We start from the raw sequence: 21662 nt of genomic DNA, 5'->3' as shown, positions 1-21662 counted from the left end.
GCTCCTCAATGCGCGGTGGCTTCGGCGGCGAACAGGAGATCGTGGATCTCCTTCTCCAGCCGGCCGGCGCTGCCGTCTTCGCTTCCGACCTTGTCGACGTCGATGACCTCGGCCTTGACCCGACCGGGATGCGGCGACAGCAGCAGGATGCGGTTGCCGATGCGGATCGCCTCGGCAATCGAATGGGTCACGAACAGCACGGTGAACTTGGTCTCGCTCCAGAGCTGGAGCAATTCGTCCTGGCAGGTCCGGCGCGTCAGCGCGTCCAGCGCGGCGAACGGCTCGTCCATCAAGAGGATGTCCGGCTCCATCGCCATGCCGCGCGCGATCGCGACGCGCTGCTTCATGCCGCCGGAGAGCGTGTGCGGATAGGCATCGACCACGCGGGTGAGGCCGACCTTCTCGATATAGGCGCGCGCGCGTCCCTCGGCGTCCCTGCGCGATAGTTTTCGCGCAGTCAGCAGCGGAAACATCACGTTGGCGAGCACGCTCTTCCAGGGCAGCAGCTGGTCGAACTCCTGGAAGATCATCATGCGGTCGGCGCCGGGGCCGCGGATCTCGCGATCACCGATCGTCATGCGGCCTTCGCTCGGGCTCATATAGCCGCCCACGGCCTTGAGCAAAGTCGACTTGCCGCAGCCGGAGGGGCCGAGCAGCACGAAGCGGTCGGACTTGTCGACCGTAAAACTCACCCTCTCCGTGGCGGTGACGACGGCGCTGGAGGTCTTGTAGCGCAGCGTCACCCCATTGACGTCGAGCAGCGCCATCAGTTGCCCTTCAGATCGTGCGCGACGGGGAGATAATAGTCCGTCCAGGCCTTGGGCTGGTTCTTCAATGTGCCGGTCTTGAACAGATGCGCGGCGAATTTCATCGTGCCCTGCGGCTCGAGATTCCACTCCATCATGCCGGGCTCCTTGAGGAGAGCGAGCAGATCCTCCACCGAGGTCTTGTCGCCGGTGATCTCCTTGTAGATCTCGACCGCCTGCCGGGTGTCGCTGCGGATCAGGTCCTGCGCTTCCTTGGTGGCGTCGCGCACCGCCTGGATGATCTTGGGATTGGCGTCCGCGAACTTGGTCGTGGTGAAGAACTGGGCCTGGCTCAACGGCCCGCCCATCACGTCAGGCGACGACAGCACGATGTGCGCGCCCGGCACGTTCTTCAGCTCGAGGAAGGTGAAGGGCGGGATCGAGAAGTGGTTGTGCACCTCGTGCTTGGGATTGGACAGCGCCGCATAGGCGTCGGGATGACCGAGCTGCACGGTGTTGGCGTCCAGCTTCGACCATTGATCGGCGCCGAAAGCCTCGGCGGCCGCGATCTGCAGCACGATCGCCTGGGTCGAGACCTTCACCGTCGGCACCGCGATCTTGTCCGCGGGCCCGAAATCCTTGATCGACTTGATGTTGGCATCGCGGCTGATCAGCGTCATCGGCTGCGCCGAGGTCGCGACGATGCCCTTCACGCCGCCGCGGGTGCGGTCCCACAGCAGCAGCAAATTGCCGGTGCCGGTGTTGAGAATGTCGACGCCGCCCGCGAGCAGCGCGTCGGTCTGCGCGCCGCCGCCGGAGAAGGTGATCCATTTGGTGGTGACACCGGAGACGCCGAGGGAAGCTGCGTGCTTCTCGATCAGCTTCAGTTTCTCCATGATGTGGCTCGGCATGTAGAAAATGCCGGGCTGGCGCGACAGCGCGATCTCGGACTTCTGCTGCGCACGCGCCGGCGAGGCCGCCAGCACGGTTGCGACGATCAGGGCGATGGCGGCAGCGCCACGCTGAAATGGCTTGATCATAATTGTTCGTTTCCTCCGGCCGCCATTGACGAGCGATCCCAGTGATGCACTAATGCATTAGTGCATCAAAGGCAAGCCGGCCGGAGCTCCCGCATGGAAACCGCCCATTCCGCGCCCCGCGCGACCGCCCGCCGGGGGCCGCCGCTCGACCGGGCCCGGCAGGCCGCGCCGCAGGTGTTCGAGCGGCTACGCAACGCCATTCTCGCGCTCGAGCTGCCCCCGGGCGCGCCGCTGTCCCGCACCGAGCTTGCCACGCAGTTCGGCGTCAGCTCGACGCCGATCCGCGATGCCCTGATGCGGCTGGAGGAAGAGGGGCTGGTCGACGTGTTTCCGCAGCACGCGACGGTGGTCAGCCGGGTCGACGTCGGCCGCGCCGAGCAGGCGCATTTCCTGCGCCAGGCGCTCGAGCTCGAGATCGTCCGGCTGCTCGCCGAGCAACACGACCAGGCCCTGGTCCTCCGTCTCGACCACATCATCGCGCTTCAGCAGCAGTTCGCCAGGGGCGGAGATTTCGAAAGCTTCATCGCCGCCGACAACGATTTTCACGCCCAGCTCTATGCCGCGGCCGGCAAGCAGGAGCTGTGGACGCTGGTGCGCAGCCGCAGCGGACATATCGACCGGCTGCGCCGGCTGCATCTGCCCTCACCCGGCAAGGCGCAGAACATCCTGCGTCATCACAAGCTGATCACCCGCGCGATCGAGGCCGGCGATTCCGACGCCGCGCAACAGCATCTGCGCAAGCATCTGTCGGGCACGCTGAGCGAGCTCGACAAGATCCGAAGCCATTATCCGGAATATCTGACTGACTAGCAGTCTGCTGAAAAACCGGCAAATTCGTTGCTGATTGGCGTTTGGGTTGGACCTTGGTCGGAAGTTTGATGTCGGAGCGGCGATTGCCTCTCCGATCGGCGACCTCAACCTGCGACGAGCTTGGGTATCCGGACGAGGTTGTAGGCAATCAGATTGAGCAGGAAGTCGGCGGCGACGCGAGCGATGCCCCGATGTTTGGTCTTGCGCATGGTGCCATGCTGCTTGCCCCATCCGAAGATGCACTCGACCATCGCCCGCCGTGACTGGGACATGCTGTAGCCCGGGTGCCGCGTTGTGCGCTCGTCGATGGCGCTGTTGCGGGTCTTGCCGGTTTTGGTGACGGCCTGGTTCTGGGTCACATGCGGCGTCACGCCGATGGCACGAAGATTGTCGACATGCTCGGCCGTATCGTACGCCTTGTCCTCACCGGCGGTGATGCGGCGGCCTGCGGCTTTGCGTCTCGCCTTCAGCATCGCCTCTGAAGCCCGGCGTTCGGCGGTACCATTGGCATGCGTGACCTTGCCGGCTACCGCCAGCCCGTGCCGGTTCTCCATGGTGGCGTGGCCCATATAGCAAAGCCTGGCCTCTCGCCCGGCCGCCTTGCGATAGAGCCGGCTGTCAGGGTCGCTGGTGCTCGCATGGGTGTCGTTCTTGCGCTTCTGGCCATGGAAGTTGGCGCCGTCATCATCGTCGCCGCTGCCGTCCTTGGGGCGAAAGCTCTTCTGTGAAGCCCAGGCCTCGATCAGCGTGCCATCCACCGAGAAGTGCTCGCTCGACAACAGGGGCTTCACATCCGGATGGTTCAGAAGCTTCGCCATGAACTTGGCGAACACCTCGCCGTTCTCCAACCGGGCACGGTTCTTCGTAAACGTTGTCGGGTCCCAGACCGGATCATCCGGCGAAAGCCCCACGAACCAACGATACAGCAAATTATAGTCCAGCTGTTCCATCAGCTGTCGTTCCGAGCGGATGCCATAAAAGGCCTGCAGCAGCAGAGCACTCAACAACTGCTCGGGCGGGATCGAAGGACGACCTTCCTTCGAATACAGCCCGCTCAATGTCCGGTTCAGATCGCTCAGAACGGCACGTACAAGATCTCGTATCTTGCGCAACGGGTGGTCCTTCGGAACCAGCGCCTCAGGCAAAACATACGAGAACAGTCCACCCTGATCCTCGAACTTGCCACGCATCCCCAGCCTCCGAGATCCAATGCAAATCAGTGAATCACGAAACTCCGACAAAAACGATAGTTTTTCAGCAGACTGCTAGGCAAGTCTTGAGCTTTTCGATCGCGTTTGCATCCTCTGGATCGAGCTTGTCGATGATCTCTTGTAAGCCGACAGTGATCGCTTCGAAATGGTAGGTGCTAAATCCTCCGGAGAGACCGGAGCGATCCTTCTTGGCAAAAGCAAATGCGTATGCGCCAAGCGCCCGCTTTAAGACAGCGAAAGTCTTTCGGAAAACTACCTCTTCTTCCGCGTAATTGAACGTCTCGGGTCGATTGTCATCAGTGACGTCTTCCATATATTCCGTTAAGAAATCGGAGACTTCATGCTTGAATTGGTCTCGACGGTTCTTAAGCGCAAAGAAGCGAAGTATAAGCTCCTGATCAAAGCCGGAGTTGAGCCGCTCTTGCGTAAGATATTCAGTGCAATCTCGGAAATCCTCAATCTTGCTCATGGATTTCAGAAATTCGGGAAAGGTGGATCCCAACATTCTGATAGTGCTGTTGCGCACCTGTTGTTCTGAAAGCAACTCGCCGCCGGTGTTTAGGCGCTTGAACATGTGATACTTGAAGTGCGGATCAGCTCCCTCCCTCACGACCTCAACGCGAATGAAGGCGCGCTTTGCTCGAATTTGCAATCCAACATCAAGCGAGTCGTACGTAAGCCCGTTCAGTTCTCGGACGATGTCGCAGTCGACCAATTCGAGCTTTTCGCCAAGCTTCACTGGAGGGTCGAGGTGCTCGGCCTCAAGTTCTCCACGAAAGTGGAGGTACGACGAAATTCTTTGCAGTCCGTCTATGAGAACGTAGCGCCCCTTCTCTTCTTCTATCATGAAAATGGGAGGGACAGGCATTTCCAGAAGCAAGCTTTCGATGAATCGTGACCGCTGGCCCGGGCTCCATCGAAAGAGACGCTGGAAATCTGGTGAGATGTTCAACTCCTTGTTCTTGTACATGTCGAGGAGTTCATTGAATGAAATGTCGAGCGCCTGCGTGCTTGCTCGTGGGAGCGCTTTAGTAATCGCGTCGATTAATTGCTCGCCCTTAGCTTGGGTCATTAGCCACCTAGTTTCTCAAAGCAAAGCACTGCTTCTAATGCGCTCATTGGTCGCTTGTATCCGCGTGAGTAAGGATGCAGCCCCGCCATGGTGCGCTGAATCCTAAAGTCTTCTCTGCGTCTCAATTTAAGATTGTGGAACGAACATATCTCAGAAATCATTTTTGGCAAATCGTTGTATACATCTTTGTAGTAGGAATCTTGGACGACCAGAACTGCCAAGCCACTCGTCTTTAGGGACCTAGATAGGTTCTGAATGGAATTGCTCATTTTACAGAAGTAGTCCAAGTGCGTGCGATAGTAGTAGCCACTCGACGCCTTAGAGGGATGGCTCTGAACATCTCGCAAGAATTTTGAACAAGTCTCCCCCCAGTCACTGCATATCTCGATCTTCTCTGTTGGCACGCGAACACTGCCAATCATTTGCCGAGATAAGTTAGGGATATCGATCTTAGTCAGGGGGTGGAGCACCGCCAGTTCGAGCCTGGTGGCGGCCGTATAATCGATGCGAGTGCAATAAGGCGGCGAGGTCAAAATCATGTCGACGGAGCCGGCCGGGAGCGCGACGCTGGTCGAATCTCCAAGTTTGATTTCTGGTCGAGCCGTCTCATGGCCGTTGATTTGGCTTCGAGCAGCTAGAGTTTGGGCCATACCGCGAATGTTAGTCAGAAATTCCTCAAAAATTGAGTCGTTGTTTACGCGAGGTCGATTTTCATCTTCCCTAGGATAGCGTATCCACGTTGGATTTGTGCTCTGAAATTTTGCGGCGAACTTTCTACAGACGGAGAATAAGGCCACGAAATTCGCTGCTGCTATGCTCGACAGGTTTTCTAGGTTCACTTGACCGTCAGAATAAGTGTGAGATCCGACTAAGTGGGCTCGGATGCTTTCCTCGATCGACCGGATAGTGCGAGCGTTCCCGTTGCCAAACCAAGCGCAGAGTGGATCTTCCTCACTCAAGTTGAAGTCGTGCTTGCGGGCAAGCTCCACGATCTTGCGCCCTAGTGGCTCGATGCTGTCCGCCTCTGAAGTTGGAAGAAGGCGAGCTTTTGCGACCACTACCATCGCGGGGTTTAGATCGACACCAACTGCGTGCGATGAATTACTTGTTGCAGCAAACGTTGTGGTGCCGCTTCCGTTCCAGGGGTCGTAGACGACCGAACCCTCAGCAAGACAAGCGCTCGATATAAGTTCGCTGGCGAAAGACTCTGGATAGCCAGCGTAGTACGGGAAAAATCCGTGCCAGCCAACCTGTGATGCCTTCGTCCTCTTGGGCGACTGGATGGAAAGGCGAGCAAAATTGGTCGGTTTCACGCCCGCACCACAAAACTGTCCACGACCTTCTTCTCGCCGGCCTTGTCGAAGGCGATGGTGAGCTTGTTGCCGTCGATCTTGGTGACGCGTCCGTAGCCGAATTTCTGGTGGAAGACGCGGTCGGACAGTGAGAATTCGGAAGTCGTGCCGGTGGACTTGGCGACCAGCTCGCCCTCGATGGTCAGCGGCCCGCGGCGGCGCGAGGAGAAGCTGCCGAAATCCGGTCCGGACGACGAGGAGGAGAACGTTGCGGCCTCTTCCTCGAAGCCGCCGCTTCGGCCGCCGCCATTGCGGCCGCTGCCGCGGTTGCGGTTGGCCTGAGCACGTTGCCAGCCCGGCGTCGAATAGGTGGAGCCGAACGCCTCCATGTCGTCGAAGCGCGAGGCGCCGTAGCCGCCGGTGCCGCCCCAGGCCGAGCCGCCCTTGGATTCCGTGATCTCGACATTGGCCGCCGGCAATTCGTCGAGGAAGCGCGACGGGATCGTGGTCGACCAGGTGCCATGGATGCGCCGGTTGGTCGCGAAATAGATCATGGCGCGGCGGCGCGCGCGGGTCAGGCCGACATGGCCGAGCCGGCGCTCCTCTTCGAGGCCGGCGCGGCCCTGTTCGTCCAGCGTGCGCTGGCTCGGGAACAGGCCTTCCTCCCAGCCCGGCAGGAATACGTTGTCGAATTCGAGACCCTTGGCCGAATGCAGCGTCATCAGCGACACCGCGTCCTCTTCCGCGCCGCCCTCGCGGTCCATCACGAGCGAGATGTGCTCCAGGAACCCTTGCAGGTTCTCGAACTCTTCCATCGAGCGCACCAGCTCTTTCAGGTTCTCGAGCCGGCCGGCGGCATCCGCCGAACGGTCCTTCTGCCACATCTCGGTATAGCCGCTCTCGTCGAGCACGATCTGGGCGAGATCGGTATGTGCGGTGACTTCGCGCTGGGCGCGCCAGCGGTCGAACTGCGCGACGAGGTCGCGCAAGCTGCCGCGCGCCTTCGGCTTCAGCTCGTCGGTCTCGACCACCGCCCGCGCCGCCTCGAACAGCGGAATGCGGCGCTTGCGGGCATGGTCGTGCAGCATCTGCACGGTGGCATCGCCGAGGCCGCGCTTGGGCGTGTTGACGATGCGCTCGAAAGCGAGATCGTCGGCCGGCGAGTTGATGACGCGCAGGTATGCCAGCGCGTCGCGGATTTCGGCGCGCTCGTAGAAGCGCGGGCCGCCGATGACGCGATAGGGCAGGCCGAGCGTGACGAAACGATCTTCGAACTCGCGCATCTGGTAGGAGGCGCGCACGAGAATGGCGATCTCGTTGAGCTTCTCGCCCTTGCGCTGGATCTGCTCGATCTCCTCGCCGATACCGCGGGCTTCCTCCTCGGAATCCCACGAGCCCGTGACCGTGACCTTCTCGCCGTCCTGGTCCTCGGTGCGCAGCGTCTTGCCAAGCCGGCCTTCGTTGTGCGCGATCAGATGCGACGCGGCGGCGAGGATGTGGCCGGTCGAGCGGTAGTTGCGCTCCAGGCGGATGACCTTGGCGCCCGGGAAATCGTGCTCGAAGCGCAGGATGTTGTCGACCTCGGCGCCGCGCCAGCCATAGATCGACTGATCGTCGTCGCCGACGCAGCAGATGTTCTTGGTCCTCTCCCTCTCCCCGTCCTTCACGGGGAGAGGGTCGGGGTGAGGGGCTGTCTCCACGAGCGCGGTCTCTGGAGAGTCCCCCTCACCCGCATCGCTTCGCGATGCGACCTCTCCCCGCACGCGGGGAGAGGTGAAAGAAGGCGCCTGCGACAGCAGCCGCAGCCACAGATATTGCGCGACGTTGGTGTCCTGATATTCGTCGACCAGGATGTATTTGAAGCGCTGCTGGTACTGCCGCAAAATATCCGGGTGCTCGCGGAAGATGCGGATGTTCTCCAGCAGCAGATCGCCGAAATCGGCGGCGTTCAAAATCTTCAGCCGCTCCTGATAGCTCGCATAGAGCTTGCCGCCCTTGCCGTTAGCGAACATCGCGGCTTCGCCCGACGGGACCTGCGAGGGCATCAGGCCGCGGTTCTTCCAGCCGTCGATCAGGCCGGCCAGCATGCGCGCCGGCCAGCGCTTGTCGTCGATGTTCTCGGCCTGCAGCAGCTGCTTTAGCAGCCGCACCTGGTCGTCGACGTCGAGCACGGTGAAGTTCGATTTGAGCTGCGCCAGCTCGGCATGGAAACGCAGGATGCGGCCGCCGATGGAGTGGAAGGTGCCGAGCCAGGGCATGCCCTCGACGGCGTGGCCGAGCATCTGGCCGAGCCGGTGCTTCATCTCGCGGGCAGCCTTGTTGGTGAAGGTCACCGACAGGATCTCGGCGGGGCGGGCGCGGCCCTGGCTCAGGATATGGGCGATGCGCGTCGTCAGCACGCGGGTCTTGCCGGTGCCGGCGCCGGCCAGCACCAGGACCGGGCCATCCAGCGTCTCCACCGCCTCGCGCTGCTCCGGATTGAGCCCGGACAGATATTTCGGGCCCACTGAGGCGCGCGCACGCGCGGCGATGCCGCCGGCTGCGGGCTGGTGGTCGGGTACGGCTGTGATCTTGCTCGGCTCGGTCATGCGAATCATTTGCCCCACGATGGCACCGCAGGGAGGTGGAAGGGAGCCTTCTAACAGGGATTGGTGCCTATATGGGGCGACGAGAACGGGTTTTCCACGTGCGCGGCGGCCCGAATTTGTTCCTGAGGCCAGCGCGAATTTCGCCGCCATGCGTGCGGGAACCATCGTTCCCACGTCGAGATTGTCTGGGCAGGTGGCGCGGGGAGCCGCGCCAGATGCAAACAGACATCAGGACGAGGGTTTGACCATGCTAGGCTGGGTTGTGACGTTTCTGGTTATCGCACTGATCGCCGGCATCCTGGGCTTCGGCGGCATCGCCGGCGCCTCGATTGAGATCGCCAAGATCATCTTCTTCATCGCCGTGGTCCTGTTCCTGGTCTCGGCCGTGGTCGGCCTGGCCCGCGGCCGCAACAGGGTCTAGCGGTTACCGCTTCGAGGGCATCGCCACGTTCCGGCCGATGCCCTCGGGGCGCGCCACGGCGCTGTGGGCCTTGGTGACCGCAGCGATACGCTCCCGAATATCGGGCGGAAACGGCGCGACGCGGCGGGCCTTCATGTCCATGTGCAGCGACATGTTCTCCGACGTCGCCGACAGCCAACCTTCCTCCGCGTGCCGCATCTCCTCGAACGTATGCAGCCGCTTGTCGTCGGCCTCCAGCAGCCAGACCAGGATCTGCACGGGATCGCCGAGGTGGATTTCGCGCAAATACCGCACATGGCATTCGGCGGTGAAGGTCGAGCCGCCTCGTTCCTTCATGTAAGTCGGTCCGATGCCGAGCTCGCTCCAGAGCTGGTCGATCGCCCGGTCGAACATCACGTTGTAATAGGCCATGTTGAGGTGGCCGTTATAGTCGATCCATTGCGGCTCGATCTGCATGATCGAGGCGCGGAACGGCTCAGGCGTCGGGGCGGTGGCGGCACTCTCCGGCATGCTTCATTCCCTAGCTATGCGTCCGGTCGCTTGACTTGACCGGCTTTATGTCCTTTGCCACGGTTCTTCTGTCGGGAGGAATTCCGTGGGTACGACCATCACCAATAATCCGCCGCGGCCGGAGCCGAAAGCCCTCGCGAGCGCGCTGGAGCAGCTTGCCGCACGCTTCGGCAACCGTCTCATCACCTCGCAGGCCGTGCGTGAGCAGCACGGCCATACCACCACCTGGATCCCCAACCAGCCGCCTGATGGCGTGGTGATGGCGCAGGAGACCGCCGACATCCAGGACGTGGTGCGGATCTGCGCCAAGAACCGCGTCCCCGTCATCGCCTTCGGCACCGGCACCTCGCTCGAGGGGCAGGTCAACGCGCCCGCCGGCGGCATCTCGATCGATCTGCGCGACATGAACAAGGTGCTCGCGGTGCATGCCGAGGACCTCGACTGCGTGATCCAGCCCGGCGTCACCCGCAAGGCGCTGAACGAGCATCTGCGCGACCAGGGCCTGTTCTTCCCGATCGATCCCGGCGCCGATGCCTCGCTCGGCGGCATGGCCTCGACCCGCGCCTCCGGCACCAATGCGGTGCGTTACGGCACCATGCGCGACAGCGTGCTGGCACTGAAGGTGGTGCGCGGCGATGGCGAGATCATCACCACGGGCACGCGCGCCAAGAAGTCGTCCGCGGGCTACGATTTGACGCATCTGTTCGTCGGCGCCGAAGGCACGCTCGGCATCATCTCGGAATTGACCATCCGCCTGCGCGGCATCCCCGAGACGATCGCGGCCGGCGCGGTGTCGTTCGAGACCGTGCACGGGGCCTGTCAGGCCGTGATCCTGGCGATCCAGACCGGCATTCCCGTGGCGCGCATCGAGCTGCTCAATGCCGCGCAGGTGAAGGCCTGCAACGCCTATTCGAAACTGACGCTGCCGGAGACACCGCTGCTCCTGATGGAATTCCACGGCAGCGAGATCGAGGTCGGCGAGCAGTCCAAGGCCTTCGGCGAGATCGCCAGGGACTGCGGCGGCGGCGATTTCTCCTGGACCACCAAGCCGGAGGACCGCACCAAGCTGTGGCAGGCGCGGCACGACGCCTATTGGTCCGTGAAGGCGCTGCGCCCCGGCGACAGCATCGGCGTGGTTGCGACCGACGTCTGCGTGCCGATCTCGCGGCTCGCCGATTGCGTCAGCGAGACCGAGGAGGATCTCAAGCGCCTCAATCTGCTGTCGCCGATCGTCGGCCATGTCGGCGACGGCAATTTCCACTGCTCGCTGGTCTGTGACACCAACGACGCCGCCGAGATGGCGCGCGGCGAGGAGTTCATGCACCGCCTCGTCGAGCGCGCGCAGTCGATGGACGGCACCTGCACCGGCGAGCACGGCATCGGTCAGGGCAAGCAGAAATATCTCAAGGCGGAACTCGGCCCCGAAGCGCTCGATGCGATGCGGGCCCTGAAGAAGGCGCTCGATCCGCTCAACATCTTCAACCCCGGCAAGATCGTGCCGGAGGCGTAGCGCGCAGGCCGAGCGCCGTCTATGCTCGCTCCGTCAGCTACGGAGCGGGCAATGCGCTGGTTCGCGCAAAAGACGCGACAGGACATCTGGGACGAAGCGATCGACGCTCCGCTCGGCGACATCGAAGCCGCCGCGCGCATTCGTGCGATCTGCGATGCCGCTTCCGTCGGCGCGGCAGCTTCCGCGCGGACTGGCGAGCGCGAGCGCTATGACCGTGCGGCCCGCGTCGCGATGGAAATCGCGATGAAGATCTCCGACGAGCTGATGCGCGACGATGCGGTGCGCCGGATCGTCGATCTCTGCATGAAGGCCAATGATCTCAAGACGGCGCAGATCCTGTTTCGCGCGATCCAGGCCGGCTGGGTCCGGGAGGCCGTCCAGCGGGATCATCCGGCGGTGTCGGAGTAGATCCGGCTCGCGGTGCGTGCGAGCCGGTGCGATGTCGATGCTGGGCCGGCTCAGTACCTGCGGTTGTAGTCGCCGCGATAATGATCGCCGCCGCCGCGGCCGCCCATTCCGATGCCGATGCCGATACCAATGCCGACGCCTTGCATGACGGCGCCGGGCGGCGGGCCGGGGGGCGGCGCGCGCTCGTAGATCACTTCGTCCGGCGGCGGCCGGCGCTTCGGCGGCGTCTCGACCACCTTGCGCTTGGGCGGCGTGTCGTCGACGCGTTTCTTGATCACGGGCGCGACGCTGGGATTGATCGGCGTTGCCGGTGCCGCTGGCGTCGAGCACGGGCAGGTCGGGGCCATCGCGACGGCGACCGGGGTCGCCACGGCGGCGACAGGCACGCCATAATTGCGGTTCTGCACGCGCAAGAGCAGCCGGCGCGCGGTCGCAGCGAGGTCGCTGTTGTCCCAGTTGGCGAGATAGGCCTCGAACGAGGCGCGGGTGTTGATGGCGGTGGCACGCTCCCAGGCCAGCATCTGGCGCCGCCGTTCCAGCACGGTGCGCACGCGCGGCGTGCGGGTGTCCTGCGCGTACAGCTCGATATAGGCCTGATACGCCTCGACGGTGTCGTCGGTGATCACGAGCTCATAAGCCACCATCGCAGGCTTGCCCTGCAAGGTCTTGCGCCAGTCCTCGACGCTGCGCGTGCCGCCGGCGAGCGCCATCGCGGATGCGCCGGGAAGAGCGGGCGTGCTGCCGCTGCTCTCGCCGAAGAACTTGAAGTCGGTGGTGAGCGAGGAACTTTCCCAGGGGATCTGCCGGCCGTCAGTCGATTGCGCGACGGCGACGCGGATGCGCTTGAACACCTCCTCGATCGGCAGATTGGGCTGCTTGGCGATGGTCAGCGCCGCTGTGGTGTAGGGGCTGTCGATGCCGGAGCCGTCCTCGGCTTCGGCGCCGGGCGAGGTCGAATAGGAAATGAAGGAGCCGGGCGCGCCGGCCTTGGTGTCGACGATCGCAAGGCCGTGGCCGGCGCCGCTCAGTGCGGGGAACGGGTTGTTGCGGCAGGCGTCGAGCATGAAGATGCGTGCCCGCGTCGGCAACGCGCCGAGCGTGTTGAGCAGGTCGTTCAGGCGCACGCCCTGGAGCGGAATGTCGGCTTCGCGCTTGGGATCGAGATCGACCGGAACGAGATAGTTCTCGCCGTCGATCTGCAGCCCATGGCCGGCATAGAACACCAGCGCGACGGTGTCGGCGCCACTGGCGCTGACCTTGCCGGCGAAATCGGAGATCGCCGTGCGCATCTCGCTCTGCGCAAGATTGGCCGCCGTGGTGACGTTGAAGCCGGCATTGCCAAGCAGCTCCGTCATGCCCTTGGCGTCGTTGGCGGCGTTGGGCAGCTCGGGCACCGTGCGATAGGCGGACTGGCCGATCACCAGCGCGAGCCGCGCCTCGGCGGCGGCGTCGGTAGGGGTCGTCAACTGGGTGAGGGCCAGAATGCCGGAGGCTAGAAATAAACTGGAAAAAACTGGACGGCGCATGGTGTCACCTCCATAGGCAATGCGTGCGATGATGCCACTTTTTCTAGAGGGTCGCCATGAGTCTGTCTGTGCCCTAAATCACGGTTCGGCTGCGGCAAAATGGGGCAGGTTGTCTGTCGGAGCCGGATCCTGTCGTTCTGTGCTCATCCATGTGAATTGCGCATTGATCCATGCGACAATTGGATTGATGTGGCCTTTTGCGCGACTGCGCTCGTTGCGACGGATGTCGCCGCAGGTCGATCATCATCGCAAATCCCAAGGGAATCCTCGTCATCAGCCGTGCTTGCGGGCCAACGCTGCGCGCGCTGTGCGGTTCGGTGGCTGCCGGGCTGCCGCGCTTGCCTGTGCCGTCGCTTTGGCCATACAGTTCAGGCAACAGGCTGCGGCAACGACCGCGCCGTACAAAAATAAAGTGGGAGAAGCCGCACCATGACCATTGTGCCTGCGAGCCGTCGCGCGTTCATCAAGTCATCGGCGGCGGTCACCGCCGGTCTCGTGCTCTCTCCCGCCATCGTCGGCCGCGCCGAAGCCGCGACGCTGAAGCTGAAATGCTCCTCCTCGCTGCCGAACGATCCCAAGTTCGCCAACGGCCGTGTCTACTACGACAACCTCGTCAAGAACCTGAAGGGCAACGGGCTCGGCGAGCAGGTCGAGGTCGCCTTCTTCCCGGACAATCAGCTCGGTCAGGAGATCGACGTCATCAATTCCGTGAAGCTCGGTGTCATCGATCTCATGGTGTCGGGCTCGTCGATCTCGGCCAATCTGGTGCCGCTGGTCGGCACCTACGATCTCGGCTTTCTGTTCTCGAGCTTCCCGCAACAGACCAAGGCGTTCGATGCCGGCGCGGCCAAGCCGATCGAGGACGCGCTGCTCAAGGGCGGCAACATCCGCATCATCGCCTGGGCCTATAATTTCGGCTCGCGCAGCGTGCTGGCGAAGAAGCCGGTGAAGACCCCGGAGGATCTCGCCGGCCTCAAGATCAGGACGCTGCCCAATCCCGTCATCACCGAATGCCTGCGGCTGATGGGCGCCGCCGCGACCCCGCTGGCGTTCGGCGAGATCTACACGGCCTTGCAGGCCGGCGTGCTCGACGGCCTCGAGCACGATCCGCCGACCATCCTCGCCAGCAAGTTCTTCGAAACCGCGAAATTCTACGCGCTGACGCAGCACAATTTCTCGCCGCTCGCGATCTACTTCAGCGACATGACCTACAACCGCATGGACCCGAAGCTGCGCGAGGGCTTCCTCGATGCCGCGAAGAAGGCTGCGGTCGACACCCGCGCCCACGGCCTTGCGGTCGAGAAGGAAGCGCTGGCCGCTCTGACCGAAAAGGGCGTGACGGTCGCCGAATGCGACCGCGAGGCCTTCAAGAAGCGCGTGGCGCCGCAGATCGAGAACTTCATCAAGGCGCGGCCGGAGTCCAAGGCCGTCATCGACATCATCCGCGCGACGCAAGCCTGAGATGACGATCACAGCCGCCGTGCCCGTCTCGGGCGGCCGCCATGGCAGTGTCGCCCTGCTGCTTCGCCTCAGCGACGCGATTGCGGCCATCCTGCTCGCCGCCGATCTCGTGGTGGTCTGCGTTTCCGTGCTGCTGCGCTTCTTCTTCAACGCGCCGGTCGAATGGTCCGACGACGTCGCGCGCGGGCTGATGGTCGGTTCGGCCTTCTTCGGCGCGGCGAGCGCGCTCGCGCGCGGCGAGAATGTCGGCGTCTCCTTCTTCCGCGATCTCTTGCCGACGCGGCTGCGCGCGCTGGTCGATGCCGCCAGCGCATTGCTGATCGTGCTGATCTCCGGCTACGTCGCCTATAACGCCATCAAGCTGGGCTCGCTCACCGCCGGCCAGACCACCGGCTCCGGCCTGCCGCTGGAATTGACCTTCTACCCCATGGGCATCGGCGCGCTGTTCATGACGGTCTTCGCAATCGACCATCTCTGCGCGCGCCCGTTCCCCGATATCGTCCGCGGCCTGATCGCGATCGTCGTGGTGACCGGCCTCTATCTCGCCTGGGACTACCTGTCGCCATCCTCGGTGCCGTCGGCGGGCACGCTGATGCTGATCGGCTTCTTTGCGACGCTGTTCGGCGGCTTGCCGATCGGCTTTGCATTGGCGCTGGCCGCGCTCGTTTTCATCTGGGTCGAGGGCGCGCTGCCCGGCGTCATCTTCGCCCAGCAGATGGCGCGCGGCATCGACAATTTCGTGCTGCTCGCGATCCCCTTCTTCATCCTGGTCGGCTACCTCATGGAAGCCAACGGCATGTCGGTCCGTCTGATTGAGCTGTTGCAGCGCGGGGTCGGGCGCATGCGCGGCGGGCTGAACGTCGTGATGGTGGCGTCGATGGTGCTGTTCTCCGGCATCTCGGGCTCGAAGATGGCGGATGTCGCCGCGGTCGGCTCGGTGCTGATCCCTGCGGCCCGCCGCTCCAGGCAAAATCCGGGCGGCGCGGTGGCGCTGCTCGCTGCCTCCGCGGTGATGGCGGAAACGATTCCGCCCTGCATCAACCTGATCATTCTCGGCTTCGTCGCCAACCTGTCGATCGGCGGCCTGTTCGTTGCCGGCCTGTTGCCCTCGGCGCTGATGGCGGCTGTCCTGATCGCGGTGTCCATCATCTTCGGCAAGCGGCCGGACAGGGTCGAGGAGGTCGAGCCGCAGATGCCGGTGTCGGGCCTGTGGAGCGGCGCGATCGCATCCTTCGGCCTGATCTTCATGATCTTCTTCGGCTTCAAGAGCGGCTTTGCCACGGCGACGGAGATTTCGGCCTTCGCCGTGGCTTATGCACTCGTTGTCGGCAGCGTGGTGTTTCGCGAGCTCAGCTTCAGATCGGCTGCGCATAGTTTCGTCCAGGCGGCGACCCGCGCCGGTCTCGTGCTGTTCATCGTCGCCGCCGCGCAATCGCTCGCGTTCACGCTGACCCTGCAGCAGGTGCCGCATGCGGTCGGGGATTTCATGCTCGGATTGTCAAAGACCTCGGGTGTCTGGCTGTTCATCCTGCTGGCGATCGCCGTGCTGATCGTGATGGGCTCGGTGCTGGAGGGCGCGGCCGCGCTGATCATCTTCGGGCCGCTGCTGCTGCCGGTCGCGGTGCAGCTCGGCGTCGATCCCCTGCATTTCGGCGTCGTCCTGGTCATCGCCATGGGCATCGGCCTGTTCGCGCCGCCGCTCGGGCTCGGGCTCTATGGCGCCTGCCTCATCGGCAACGTGCCGATCGAGCAGACCGTGAAGCCGATCATGGGCTATCTCGGCCTCCTGTTCCTCTGCCTGCTCGTCATCGCCTTCGTGCCGTGGCTGTCGACCGCGCTGCCGCGGTCATTCGGCTACTGAAGGAGTCTTGTCGTGAAGGTCCTGCTCGCGCACACCCCGGAGATGCGGCGCAATTACTACGGCGATCGCAGCCTGAACGGCCTGCGCGCGGCCGCCGAGGTGATCCTGCACGAGGGTGACGATCCGCTCGATGCTGCCGGCCTCGTCCGCGCCGCCGATGATGCCGACATCATCGTCGCCGATCGCATGACCGAAGGCCGCGGCGAGATCTTTGCGCAACTGCCGCGCTTGCGGGCCTTCGTCCGCTGTGCCGTCGACATCCGCAACATCAATGTCGAGGAGGCCTCGAAGGCGGGCGTGCTCGTGACCCGCGCCGGGCCGGGCTTCGTTCAGGCGGTCGCCGAGCTCGCACTCGGCTTCATGGTCGATCTCTCCCGCGGCGTCTCGCGGACCACGGCGGACTACCAGGCCGGCCGCAAGCCGGAGGCGCGGATGGGGCGCCAACTCGCCGGCAGCAGGATCGGCATCATCGGCTATGGCAGTATCGGGCGCTATCTCGCCGAGATCGCGAAGGTGCTGCGCATGGAGGTGCTGGTTGCCGATCCCTTCGCCGATGTCGGCGACAGCGCGATCAGGCACGTCGGCCTGGACGAGCTGCTCGCTGCGTCCGATTACGTCGTCTGCCTCGCCATCGCCAACGAGCAGACCGAGAACCTGATCGGCGAGGCGGCCCTGGCGCGCATGCAGAAGCACGCGTTCTTCATCAATCTCTCGCGCGGCAATCTCGTCGACGAGGCCGCGCTGGCGCGTGCGCTGCTGGAGCATCGCATCGCCGGCGCCGCGATGGACGTCGGCCGCGCGCCCGACCAGATGCCGACGCCCGAGCTGGCGAAGCTGCCGAACGTGATCGCCACGCCGCATGTCGGCGGCCTGACGCCGCAGGCGATCGAATATCAGTCGCTGGAGACCGTGCGTCAGGTCGAGGCCATCGTCAAAGGCGAGGTTCCGCCGGGCGCCGTCAACGCCGACCGCTGGACGCGGCGGCCCTAAAGCCGATCCCAGCCGACAGCACCGCTCTCTCCGTTCCCTCCCCCCTTGTGGGGGAGGGGCAGGGAGGGGGTGCCACACGGGGATTCTCTCCGTCACGCACTGACCGGTGCATCGCTAGCAACAAGCACCTTTTCCTGGGCCACCCCTCTCCCTAGCCCTCCCCCACAAGGGGGGAGGGAACGCACTTCCGTCGGGGCGCTGGTGGAGTTTCATCGGAACAGACACTACAGCCGGTCCACCGCCTTGAACGTTCCGTCCTTCTGGATCACCGTCAAAAACACTTTCGGGGGCGTATCGATCATGCGCATGCCGACGGTGACGATGCTGCCGCTGATGTCGAAGCGCCCGACATCGTTGATGGCGCGGAGCAGGCCCGCGCGGGTCGGTTTCGGCCCGGCCATCTCCAGCGCCGCGGCCGTGAGCCGGCCGGAGAGATAGCCTTCCAGCGACACGAAGTCCGGCGTCAGCGTCGGGTCGAACGCCTTCTGCGCCGCCTGGTAGTCGGCGACGAGCCTGAGCGAGCGATCCCATGGAAACGGCACGACCTGGGAGACGATGACGCCTTCACCCTCGGGGCCGAGCTCCTTGGCAAGCGCATTGGCGCCGACGAAGGAGACGTTGACGAAGGTCGGATAGAAGCCGCTGCGGTGCGCCAGCTTGATGAACTCGGCGCAGGGCCCGTAGGTCCCGACCATCACGATGGCCTCGGGTTCGGCGCGCTTGATCGTCCGCCAGGCGGCCGTGACCGCGCGGGTGTTGCGCTCGAACGTGCCTTCGGCGGCGAGCTCCAGGCCGCGCTTGGCGAGCGCGCGCTTGACGCCGACCAAGCCGTCGCGGCCGAAGGAATCGTCCTGGTAGAAGATGGCGATGCGGGTGAAGTGGCGATCCTCGGTGAGGTGCTTGATCCACGCTTCGGCCTCCGCGCCATAGCTCGCGCGGATGTTGACGACGTTCGCGAGCTCGAGGTCGCGCAGAAATTCAGCGCCGCTGAACGGACCGATGAAGGGAACGTTCCTGGCGCTGGTGATCGGAATTGTCGCCATCGCGGTCGGCGTGCCCACGGCGCCGATCAGCGCAAACACCTTGTCGTCCTCGATCAGATGCAGCGTCTGCGACACCGAGCGGTCGGGATCGTAGCCGTCGTCACGGCTGATGAGCTGAAGCTTGCGGCCGTGGACGCCGCCTTTGGCATTGATCTCGGTGAATGCCGCGACGATGCCTTGCCGCATGCGCTGTCCGAGCGCGGAGGAGGGGCCTTCCAGCGCGGCGGCCTGGCCGAACAGGATCGCATCCTCGCTGACGCCGGCCTCGTCGCCCTTCGCCGGGAGCAGCGCTGCGGCCAGCAATGCGATGGTCAAGGCGAGATAGGTCGCGGATCGCGATCGTGTCATGAAATTGATTGCCGGATGGTCGATGCCGTTGCAGGAACGATAGGTCTGCGAGGCTGAACAGGAGGCTAACTCCGTGCCGTGGGGAGGCCCCGTAAGACTTCGGGGAAAACCGGCAACTTATCTCCAGACTCCGGTAATTCGCAGGGCAATCGTTAACTAAGCCGAGCAATGCGGAGCCGCCGGGTTCCGAAATTGTGCAGTTCTTAACCGCGGCCTTGTTCCGATAGCCGCGCCGGTACCTCAACCAGAGGTTCGGTTCGTCGCGGATAGGGGACGGCGGCTTCAAGATGGGCGATCGCGATCGGAACGATCAGGATCGGAGACGTATGACCGGATGGTGGCGTGTCGCGCCGCTGCTCGGACTCTATCGCCCTGCGCTCGTCGCTATCGCCGTCGGTCTTCTGTTCTCGGTTGCGGGCGCGGCCGCCGTGGCGCGGTGGGAGGATCGCGTCAACAGGATCGAGTTCGAGAACGCGGCCGAGACCGAAGCGATCGTCATGCAGAACGGCATGGGCGAATACATCTCCCGGCTGGTCGCGCTGCGCACGCTGTTCGAATCGACCAACGACGAGGTCACCCGCAGCGAATTCGAGACTTTCAGCGCCCGCCTGTTCGAGCGCCATCCCGGCATGCTGCGCATTGCCTGGCTGCCCCGCGTCAACCGCAAGGAGCGCGCCGAATACGAGGCCGCGGCGATCTCCGACGGCGTCTCCGGCTATCGCATCAAATCGCTGCAGGGTGAGGGCTTCGCGACCGCGCCGCAGAGCGATGAGTATTTCCCGGTGTTCTACTCGACCCAGCCAAAGACCTCGACGGTCTACGGCATGGACTATGCCACCGTTCCGGAGCGCCGCGCGGTGCTGGAGCGCGCCCGCGACAACGACAGGATTGCGGCCCTTCGCACCCGCCTGTTCGAGCCGAAGGAGGGCGGCCGGCTGCCCGACGTTCTCGTTGCCATTCCCGTCTACGCCAAGGGTACCTCGCGTGAGACGGTTGCGGACCGGCGCCGCAATCTCGCCGGCTTCGTGGTCGGCGTCTTCGATCTGCCCCTGCTGATCCAGGGCATTCGCGTGACCACCGGTGCAAGCCCGGCGGTCAGCATGAACGTCTATCCGCCCTTCACGGCGCAGATCGTCAGCCTGGAGCAGATGCTGCCGGATTATTCGTCGTCGGCCACGGCGCCGCGGTCGATGCGGGATGTCGCGCGGGCGCTGCACTGGTCGGGCAGCCTCAAGATCGGCGATACCGATTGGCAGGTGCGTGCGGTGCCGACCGCCGGCGGTCCGCTGGAGACGACTTACGATCGCGCCGGCGCGGTCCTGGTCGTCGGCATGCTGCTGACGCTGTCGCTCTCGACCTATCTCATGCTGGCCAGCCGGAACTCGCGGCGGCTGTCGCTGGCCAACCGGCGGGTGCTCGAGCTCGCCCAGACCGACACCCTGACGGGACTGCCGAACCGCGCCTACTTCCTCACCCGGCTCGACGAGATGAACAGCCAGCTCGGCGTGCGGGGCCTGCCGTTCTCGATCCTGATGCTCGACCTCGACCGCTTCAAGAACGTCAACGACTCGCTCGGCCACGGCGCCGGCGATGCGCTGCTGCGCCAGGTGGCGCAGCGGCTGAAATCCTCGGTGCGCGCGAGCGACGTACTGGCGCGGCTCGGCGGCGACGAGTTCGCCATCATCCAGGAAGCTGGCGAGGATCAGCGTGCCTGCTCGACCGAGCTCGCGGCGCGGATCGCCAAGCTCCTGACCGAACCGTTCCACCTGCCCGGTCACCGCGTCGAGATCGGCACCAGCATCGGCATCGCCATCGCGCCGGATCACGGCAGCGATCAGGAGCAGCTCCTGAAGAAGGCGGACCTTGCGCTCTATCGCTCGAAATCGGCGGGCCGCAACTGCTTCACCATCTACGACGAGGCGATGTCGGCCGAGCTGGAGGCCCGCAACACCCTGGAGGGGGATCTGCGCGATGCCATCGCGCAGTGCCAGCTGGAGGTGCATTACCAGCCGTTCATCGACGCGCTCAGCGGTGCGCGGCGCGGCTTCGAGGCTCTGGTGCGCTGGCGCCATCCGACGCGCGGCCTGATCCCGCCGGACCAGTTCATTTCGCTCGCGGAGGAGACCGGGCTGATCGTGCCGCTCGGCGAATTCGTGTTGCGGCGCGCCTGCGCGGATGCAGCCGGCTGGCCCTCGGACCTCGCCGTCGCAGTCAACCTGTCGCCGATCCAGTTCAAGGAAGCCGAGCTGTTCGAGGTAATCTGCGCGGCGCTCACCGATTCCGGACTGTCGCCGCAGCGGCTCGAGATCGAGATCACGGAATCCGTGCTGCTGGAGCGCGGCGTCGAAAATCTCGCCTTCATGCAGCGCCTGAAGCAGCTCGGCATCGAGCTCGCGCTCGACGATTTCGGCACCGGCTATTCGTCGCTGAGCTATCTGACGACCTTCCCGTTCGACAAGATCAAGATCGACAAGTCCTTCATCAGCAACCTCACGCATCAGCCGCGCAGCTCCGCCATCATCTCCTCGATCGTGACCCTGGCGCGCGGGCTCGACATGTCGGTCACCGCCGAGGGCGTCGAGACCCGCGAGGAATACGAGCGGCTGAAGGCGCTCGGCGTCAATTTCGCCCAAGGCTATCTGTTCGGCCGCCCGCAGCCGATCGAGCGGATCCTGTTCGACGCTCCCGTCAAACGGTCGCGGCGCGACGCCGCCTGAGCGCATCGCCTTCGCGCACCCGGAATAAGAGGTCGTCATGCCCGGGCTTGTCCCGGGCATCCACGTTCTTGGTGCCAAGTAGCGAGACGTGGATGGCCGGGACAGGCC

At 64.1% G+C, this 21662-nt stretch carries 17 protein-coding genes; 8 read left to right on the top strand and 9 right to left on the bottom strand.

Annotation, left to right across the window (positions count from 1 at the left end; translation table 11 throughout):
- Positions 1-5: 5 nt before the first annotated feature.
- Both TSA1_RS37315 and TSA1_RS37310 read right to left on the bottom strand, forming a co-directional pair.
- Entirely contained in the window at positions 6-767 is a 762-nt protein-coding gene (locus TSA1_RS37315; RefSeq protein WP_100180680.1) for an ABC transporter ATP-binding protein, read from the bottom strand.
- On the bottom strand, positions 767-1786 hold the full coding sequence (locus TSA1_RS37310) for an ABC transporter substrate-binding protein (protein ID WP_100180679.1): 1020 nt from the start codon (positions 1784-1786) through the stop codon (positions 767-769). The genes TSA1_RS37315 and TSA1_RS37310 overlap by 1 nt, the downstream gene beginning before the upstream one ends.
- A gap of 93 nt (positions 1787-1879) precedes the next feature.
- Between TSA1_RS37310 and TSA1_RS37305 the strand changes: the two genes are divergently transcribed.
- Positions 1880-2596 (top strand): GntR family transcriptional regulator, encoded by a 717-nt coding sequence (locus tag TSA1_RS37305; protein WP_100180678.1) that lies wholly within the window; start codon positions 1880-1882, stop codon positions 2594-2596.
- A 104-nt stretch (positions 2597-2700) separates the two neighbouring features.
- Here the strand turns inward: TSA1_RS37305 and TSA1_RS37300 are convergent, their stop codons facing one another.
- The 4 genes from TSA1_RS37300 to TSA1_RS37285 all read right to left on the bottom strand — a co-directional run bounded on the left by TSA1_RS37300 (position 2701) and on the right by TSA1_RS37285 (position 8768).
- On the bottom strand, positions 2701-3786 hold the full coding sequence (locus TSA1_RS37300) for an IS5 family transposase (protein ID WP_100174552.1): 1086 nt from the start codon (positions 3784-3786) through the stop codon (positions 2701-2703).
- 64 nt (positions 3787-3850) lie between these two features.
- Positions 3851-4879 carry a DUF262 domain-containing protein gene (locus tag TSA1_RS37295; protein ID WP_100180677.1) on the bottom strand — a complete coding sequence of 343 codons (1029 nt, stop codon included), beginning with the start codon at positions 4877-4879 and terminating at the stop codon, positions 3851-3853.
- Complete coding sequence (locus tag TSA1_RS37290; protein WP_100181557.1) at positions 4879-6294, bottom strand: DNA methyltransferase; 1416 nt, start codon at positions 6292-6294, stop codon at positions 4879-4881. The genes TSA1_RS37295 and TSA1_RS37290 overlap by 1 nt, the downstream gene beginning before the upstream one ends.
- The gene (locus TSA1_RS37285; protein ID WP_100180676.1) at positions 6189-8768 is read right to left on the bottom strand and encodes an ATP-dependent helicase; all 2580 of its coding nucleotides are present in this window, start codon (positions 8766-8768) and stop codon (positions 6189-6191) included. Before TSA1_RS37285 ends, TSA1_RS37290 begins: the two co-directional genes overlap by 106 nt.
- Positions 8769-9006: 238 nt before the next feature.
- Here TSA1_RS37285 and TSA1_RS37280 point away from each other — a divergent pair, with 238 nt between their 5' ends.
- Positions 9007-9180 carry a DUF1328 domain-containing protein gene (locus tag TSA1_RS37280; protein ID WP_018319670.1) on the top strand — a complete coding sequence of 58 codons (174 nt, stop codon included), beginning with the start codon at positions 9007-9009 and terminating at the stop codon, positions 9178-9180.
- A gap of 3 nt (positions 9181-9183) precedes the next feature.
- Here the strand turns inward: TSA1_RS37280 and TSA1_RS37275 are convergent, their stop codons facing one another.
- Positions 9184-9690 (bottom strand): thioesterase family protein, encoded by a 507-nt coding sequence (locus TSA1_RS37275; protein ID WP_100180675.1) that lies wholly within the window; start codon positions 9688-9690, stop codon positions 9184-9186.
- Positions 9691-9775: 85 nt separating this feature from the next.
- Here TSA1_RS37275 and TSA1_RS37270 point away from each other — a divergent pair, with 85 nt between their 5' ends.
- The gene (locus TSA1_RS37270; RefSeq protein WP_100180674.1) at positions 9776-11200 is read left to right on the top strand and encodes an FAD-binding oxidoreductase; all 1425 of its coding nucleotides are present in this window, start codon (positions 9776-9778) and stop codon (positions 11198-11200) included.
- A 51-nt stretch (positions 11201-11251) separates the two neighbouring features.
- Positions 11252-11608 (top strand): hypothetical protein, encoded by a 357-nt coding sequence (locus tag TSA1_RS37265; RefSeq protein ID WP_100180673.1) that lies wholly within the window; start codon positions 11252-11254, stop codon positions 11606-11608.
- A 50-nt stretch (positions 11609-11658) separates the two neighbouring features.
- On the opposite strand, the gene TSA1_RS37260 is transcribed toward TSA1_RS37265, so the two are convergent.
- Positions 11659-13134, bottom strand: coding sequence for a caspase family protein (locus tag TSA1_RS37260; RefSeq protein WP_100180672.1), 1476 nt, complete (start codon positions 13132-13134; stop codon positions 11659-11661).
- 429 nt (positions 13135-13563) lie between these two features.
- Between TSA1_RS37260 and TSA1_RS37255 the strand changes: the two genes are divergently transcribed.
- From TSA1_RS37255 to TSA1_RS37245, 3 genes are read left to right on the top strand one after another with little or no spacing between them, the layout of a single operon-like run.
- Positions 13564-14595, top strand: a complete 1032-nt coding sequence (locus tag TSA1_RS37255; RefSeq protein WP_100180671.1) for a TRAP transporter substrate-binding protein — start codon at positions 13564-13566, stop codon at positions 14593-14595.
- A 1-nt stretch (position 14596) separates the two neighbouring features.
- Entirely contained in the window at positions 14597-16456 is a 1860-nt protein-coding gene (locus TSA1_RS37250; protein WP_100180670.1) for a TRAP transporter large permease, read from the top strand.
- Positions 16457-16468: 12 nt separating this feature from the next.
- Positions 16469-17446: an NAD(P)-dependent oxidoreductase gene (locus tag TSA1_RS37245; RefSeq protein ID WP_100180669.1), complete on the top strand. Its 978-nt coding sequence runs from the start codon at positions 16469-16471 to the stop codon at positions 17444-17446.
- A 224-nt stretch (positions 17447-17670) separates the two neighbouring features.
- On the opposite strand, the gene TSA1_RS37240 is transcribed toward TSA1_RS37245, so the two are convergent.
- Positions 17671-18837 carry an ABC transporter substrate-binding protein gene (locus tag TSA1_RS37240; protein WP_100180668.1) on the bottom strand — a complete coding sequence of 389 codons (1167 nt, stop codon included), beginning with the start codon at positions 18835-18837 and terminating at the stop codon, positions 17671-17673.
- 326 nt (positions 18838-19163) lie between these two features.
- On the opposite strand from TSA1_RS37240, the gene TSA1_RS37235 reads away from it, so the two are divergent.
- On the top strand, positions 19164-21554 hold the full coding sequence (locus tag TSA1_RS37235) for a bifunctional diguanylate cyclase/phosphodiesterase (protein ID WP_245448505.1): 2391 nt from the start codon (positions 19164-19166) through the stop codon (positions 21552-21554).
- Positions 21555-21662 lie beyond the last annotated feature (108 nt).

It is taken from the genome of Bradyrhizobium nitroreducens (assembly GCF_002776695.1).
In the GTDB taxonomy this organism is placed as follows: Bacteria; Pseudomonadota; Alphaproteobacteria; order Rhizobiales; family Xanthobacteraceae; genus Bradyrhizobium; species Bradyrhizobium nitroreducens.
This window is presented reverse-complemented; position numbering and strand designations above follow the sequence as displayed.

Bases quoted from the DNA above. Each gene is read 5' to 3' on its own strand.
- TSA1_RS37315 (WP_100180680.1), bottom strand. From the start codon at position 767: ATGGCGCTGCTCGACGTCAATGGGGTGACGCTGCGCTACAAGACCTCC.
- TSA1_RS37310 (WP_100180679.1), bottom strand. From the start codon at position 1,786: ATGATCAAGCCATTTCAGCGTGGCGCTGCCGCCATCGCCCTGATCGTC.
- TSA1_RS37305 (WP_100180678.1), top strand. From the start codon at position 1,880: ATGGAAACCGCCCATTCCGCGCCCCGCGCGACCGCCCGCCGGGGGCCG.
- TSA1_RS37300 (WP_100174552.1), bottom strand. From the start codon at position 3,786: ATGCGTGGCAAGTTCGAGGATCAGGGTGGACTGTTCTCGTATGTTTTG.
- TSA1_RS37295 (WP_100180677.1), bottom strand. From the start codon at position 4,879: ATGACCCAAGCTAAGGGCGAGCAATTAATCGACGCGATTACTAAAGCG.
- TSA1_RS37285 (WP_100180676.1), bottom strand. From the start codon at position 8,768: ATGATTCGCATGACCGAGCCGAGCAAGATCACAGCCGTACCCGACCAC.
- TSA1_RS37280 (WP_018319670.1), top strand. From the start codon at position 9,007: ATGCTAGGCTGGGTTGTGACGTTTCTGGTTATCGCACTGATCGCCGGC.
- TSA1_RS37275 (WP_100180675.1), bottom strand. From the start codon at position 9,690: ATGCCGGAGAGTGCCGCCACCGCCCCGACGCCTGAGCCGTTCCGCGCC.
- TSA1_RS37265 (WP_100180673.1), top strand. From the start codon at position 11,252: ATGCGCTGGTTCGCGCAAAAGACGCGACAGGACATCTGGGACGAAGCG.
- TSA1_RS37260 (WP_100180672.1), bottom strand. From the start codon at position 13,134: ATGCGCCGTCCAGTTTTTTCCAGTTTATTTCTAGCCTCCGGCATTCTG.
- TSA1_RS37255 (WP_100180671.1), top strand. From the start codon at position 13,564: ATGACCATTGTGCCTGCGAGCCGTCGCGCGTTCATCAAGTCATCGGCG.
- TSA1_RS37250 (WP_100180670.1), top strand. From the start codon at position 14,597: ATGACGATCACAGCCGCCGTGCCCGTCTCGGGCGGCCGCCATGGCAGT.
- TSA1_RS37240 (WP_100180668.1), bottom strand. From the start codon at position 18,837: ATGACACGATCGCGATCCGCGACCTATCTCGCCTTGACCATCGCATTG.
- TSA1_RS37235 (WP_245448505.1), top strand. From the start codon at position 19,164: ATGACCGGATGGTGGCGTGTCGCGCCGCTGCTCGGACTCTATCGCCCT.